Here is a 4,015-nt window from a genome sequence, read left to right on the forward strand (position 1 = left end):
GAAACCGTCCCCTTGAGCGTCTGAGCCGTGCATGCAGGATTGTGGCAAGCCGTCATGGAGCTGCCGGATATAAGTTGATGCGCCAGTCGCACGCCTGCACCAGGACGATCGACCCCGCCGATCCCGACGGAATGACAAAGGCAACCAGTCAAGGTCTGCCGCAGGTCCTGCGCGCGCCGCTTGACACAAGGCCCCACATATAAATCCCGCTCCACGACCAGTTGCCCGATCTTGGCGTGCAACTTCTCGACCTCGCTCTCGCTGACAGCCTTGGCCACATCTCCGGCTCCAGAAAAGCTGCTCGCCATTCCTTCGATGGCCTGCCGCTTCCACGATGCGATCATCGTATGGTGCACGCCATGCTTGGCAGCCAACTCTGCCAGCGTCAGGTCGCCCCGGATCGCCTCCAGCGCCACCTTCGCCTTGAAATCCGCGCTGTAGCGCTTCCTCGTCGTCTTCATTCCCGTACCAATCCATCAGATCGGGAGTAGCTTAACACATAGGGTAATCGCGGGGTTGGCAACGTCGTCACGGTTGCGTTGGTTGGGTGGTTGCCCCCCGATAAGATGAAATACGGGCTCACGATTGACACCGGGCCCAGCATCGAACGGGAGACAACCATGGAACAGTTTATCGGCCTCGACGTATCGTTGAAAGCTACTTTCATCTCGGTCCGTGAAGGCGGCCAGCGAATCTGGCGCGGCAAATGTCCGTCTGATCCCAGACTTATAGCAGAGGTCATCCGCAAGCGCGCTCTCAACCCGAAACGGGTCGTGTTCGAAACAGGGCCTCTGTCGGTCTGGTTCTATCACGCACTGGCGCTGGAAGGCTTGCCGGCGATTTGCATTGATGCCCGTCACGCCAAGGCGGCACTCGATATGGCGAGGAACAAGACCGATGCAAATGATGCGGATGGACTTGCGCATCTTGCCGAGGTTGGCTTTTACCGCGAGGTGCGCGTGAAAAGCTTTGACAGCATGCTGACCCGTACGCTGATCACAGCGCGCAATCAGATGCTGAAAGTGGCGGTCCAGCTGTCGAACCAGATCCGCGGTCTGATGAAGACGTTCGGCCTGGTCGTTCCCAAGGGGGCAGGCCGCGTGTTTGAGGGCCATGTGCGTAGCTTGCTGGCGAGCAATGCAGGGCTCGAGCAGATCATCCTGCCCGTGCTCGAGGCTTGGCGAGGCATGCGCGCTAGCGCCGCCGGGTTGAGCAAACAGCTGGTCGCGTCGGCGCGCGCAAGCGAGCAATGTCAGCTGCTTTCGTCGATCCCAGGCGTCGGTGCAGTGACGGCTTCCTCCTTCGTTGCAGCAATCGAGGATCCGGAAAACTTCAGGAAGTCGCGTTCGGTGGGTGCCTGGATCGGCTTGACCACCAGGCGTTACCAGTCGGGCGAAGTCGATTACGACGGCCATATATCCCGGCGAGGCGACAACCATCTACGCGGCTTGCTCTATGAAGCCGCGACCGTGATCCTGACGCGCAGCACGGCGGAAAGCGCGCTGCGTATCTGGGGCTTGAAACTCAAGGAAAAGATCGGCTTCAAACGAGCTGCCGTCGCGGTCGCACGCAAGCTCGCAGTGATCATGCATGCCATGCTCCGGACGGGTGAACTGTTCGATCGTTCGATGACACCCGCTGCCTGACGTGCGTCAAACAGCAAGGGTTGGAACTCTGCAGAACTGAAAGCTTTTCTCAGTTAGCGTTCATGGCATGGACGCGCTGCTTCGTCCCTGTCGGGACGCGGACAGGATCATTCCGCTACACAGGCCGCATTGCCATCATTTCTCGGCAAGTGCGTTTAACACATTGGAAGATCCCGGCCCACGAAGACCTATCCTGCGGCGGGCGTGTCTCGACCGCGTAAACGACCCTGTACCCGACAAACGACATACCAGCGCGACTGATGCTGGCGCTGCTGAAAACCACGATCACCAAACCGTCTGCGATCAAGCAATCGTAGACCGAGGAAGGCCGCGCCGGGTTCCCCTTGACCTCTTTGCGATTAAACGACCCTGTCCGAAAAACCGGCACCACCTCACCGGCGCCCTGTTCGATCATCTTGGGCACCAGCAGGCGATCGAGGCGGACGGTCGCCAAAAGGTTGAGGCTCAATTCCGCAAGCCAGTGTTCATCGGTCAGGGCAACGAAGCCGCCGCCCGGCGTGGACGAACCGCCGATGACATGCGCGAGAATGTCAATGCCGCCTAGGCGTTCGAGAGCAGCATCCGCCAGCGCCTTGCTGCCTTCCGGGGTTGCGAGGTCGGCCTGGACGAACTCCACTCCGTCGATGGGCTCCGGCGTTCCGCGCGCGGCGGTGATGACGCGCGCGCCTCCGGCCAGAAACCGGTCGACCGTGGCGCGGCCCGCACCTTTGGTGCCGCCGCTGACGAGTACGCGCTTTCCTGCGAACTCGGTCCGATCAGCCTTGATCGTCATGCCGTGACCTCCACTGCCTTGATCGCATCGGCTTCGATCGCGAAGCGGTAGGTGAAGCGGATGGGACTACCGGGAAAGTCGCCATGGGCGGGGCCTTCGACGACGACCAGACCATCTTCGCGGCGGATCGCATCCGGTGTGAAGATGGCTTTCACGGCGATGACCTCTTCCTCGAACAGGGTCCGGATCTGGTCGTGGCCCTCAAAGCGCTTCCCATTATCCAGGAAAGCCGCGTCAGCAGCAAACGGCTTGAGCATGGCGTCTGCATCGAGCCGTGCGTTGGCCGCGACATAGTCGGCGATGGGTTCGGGTAGTTCGATCGGCATTGCTATGCTCCTTGCGGTGACGAGGAGAATTTAGCGCCGTACAATGATTGTGATAATCGGGCTAAACCGGCATGTGGCGTTGCGAAAGGCGGGACAATGTCGAAACACGGTTTGATCGAATTTGACGCTGTGCTCGCGATAGCGCGGCGGGCATCGTTCCGCGCGGCAGCGCTGGAACTGGGGCTTTCCACCACTGCGCTAAGCAATGCCATCGGCAAGTTGGAAGGGCAGCTTGGCGTCCGACTGTTCAATCGCACGACTCGCAGCGTGTCCCTCACCGATGCTGGACGAAATTTCGTCGAGCAGGTTGGACCCGCTGTGAGCACTCTCCACGAAGCGATGGGAGCCGCTCGGTCACAGCAGGAAACACCCTCCGGAACTCTGCGGATCAATGCCTTCGCCACAGGCGCACGGGAGATACTCGGCCCACTTTTGCTGAAGTTCCTGCGACATTATCCCAAGGTTCATATCGATCTCGTCACCGAGGGCCGGATTGTCGACATCGTCGCTGAGGGGTTCGACCTCGGATTGCGAACCGCAAACCTGGTGCCGACCGACATGATCGCCATTCCAGTCGGACCTCCGCGCAGTTTTGCCGTCGTGGCGTCGCCTGAATATTTCGAGGCCAACGACAAACCACGCACACCCCCGGACCTACTTCACCACTCCTGCTTGCGCATCCGGCTGCCAAACGGCGCGCTGCATCGCTGGCACTTCGAGAAGAACGGCCAGCCCGTTTTAATCGACGTTTCCGGCCCCATAACGCTGGACGAGGCGAGCTTGTCGCGCATCGCCGTGCTCGATCATGTCGGCATCGGTTATTTCATGGAAATCGATGTCCGGGACGACATCCAGGCGGGACGCCTGATCCGTGTTTTGGAAGACTGGACGCCGCCGCTCGCACCCTTGTGCCTCTATTATCCTAGCCGGCGAAATGCTTCAGCTGCTTTCAGGGCCCTGATCGAGATGGCGCGACAATCACCCGTGTAACCGACTTGCCGGGACTGCTTTTGCCATCAACTGCCATTCTCCGTGCTAGGCTGAATGGCGGTACCAGGGTCGACATGCCAAAATACCGGACCTTCCGCACTTGGGGATCAGGATTTGCACCCTGAGCGGCTGCAAAGGGTCGGGTCTAGCTCAATCGCGACTCTCGGCATAATGCGATAATCCGGGAATGCGGAAGGTCGCGGCGACACGCCTTCGTGGTTCGCTCCCGCCAGCTTTGAGGTTGCGGGAGCGAACCGGCA

5 protein-coding genes are annotated in these 4,015 nt (G+C 60.2%); 2 read left to right on the top strand and 3 right to left on the bottom strand.

Translation table 11 applies throughout. The annotated features are described in order from the left end of the window. On the bottom strand, positions 1 to 461 hold a 461-nt coding region (locus ACYPYD_RS14730; protein WP_459663880.1), incomplete at its 3' end, for a transposase. Positions 462 to 620: 159 nt separating this feature from the next. Here ACYPYD_RS14730 and ACYPYD_RS14735 point away from each other — a divergent pair. After that, positions 621 to 1,646: an IS110 family RNA-guided transposase gene (locus tag ACYPYD_RS14735; protein WP_289357459.1), complete on the top strand. Its 1,026-nt coding sequence runs from the start codon at positions 621 to 623 to the stop codon at positions 1,644 to 1,646. Positions 1,647 to 1,761: 115 nt separating this feature from the next. Here the strand turns inward: ACYPYD_RS14735 and ACYPYD_RS14740 are convergent, their stop codons facing one another. Both ACYPYD_RS14740 and ACYPYD_RS14745 read right to left on the bottom strand, forming a co-directional pair. After that, on the bottom strand, positions 1,762 to 2,439 hold the full coding sequence (locus tag ACYPYD_RS14740; RefSeq protein WP_459663882.1) for an SDR family NAD(P)-dependent oxidoreductase: 678 nt from the start codon (positions 2,437 to 2,439) through the stop codon (positions 1,762 to 1,764). Continuing rightward, on the bottom strand, positions 2,436 to 2,765 hold the full coding sequence (locus ACYPYD_RS14745; RefSeq protein ID WP_007705231.1) for a nuclear transport factor 2 family protein: 330 nt from the start codon (positions 2,763 to 2,765) through the stop codon (positions 2,436 to 2,438). The genes ACYPYD_RS14740 and ACYPYD_RS14745 overlap by 4 nt, the downstream gene beginning before the upstream one ends. A 96-nt stretch (positions 2,766 to 2,861) precedes the next feature. On the opposite strand from ACYPYD_RS14745, the gene ACYPYD_RS14750 reads away from it, so the two are divergent. Further along, positions 2,862 to 3,755, top strand: coding sequence for a LysR family transcriptional regulator (locus tag ACYPYD_RS14750; RefSeq protein ID WP_007705230.1), 894 nt, complete (start codon positions 2,862 to 2,864; stop codon positions 3,753 to 3,755). Positions 3,756 to 4,015: the final 260 nt, after the last annotated feature.

Source organism: Novosphingobium sp. 11B (genome assembly GCF_054589055.1).

What these genes read in the sequence shown, in the direction of transcription:
- ACYPYD_RS14735 (WP_289357459.1), top strand. Translation starts at nt 621, where the DNA reads ATGGAACAGTTTATCGGCCTCGACGTATCGTTGAAAGCTACTTTCATC.
- ACYPYD_RS14740 (WP_459663882.1), bottom strand. Translation starts at nt 2,439, where the DNA reads ATGACGATCAAGGCTGATCGGACCGAGTTCGCAGGAAAGCGCGTACTC.
- ACYPYD_RS14745 (WP_007705231.1), bottom strand. Translation starts at nt 2,765, where the DNA reads ATGCCGATCGAACTACCCGAACCCATCGCCGACTATGTCGCGGCCAAC.
- ACYPYD_RS14750 (WP_007705230.1), top strand. Translation starts at nt 2,862, where the DNA reads ATGTCGAAACACGGTTTGATCGAATTTGACGCTGTGCTCGCGATAGCG.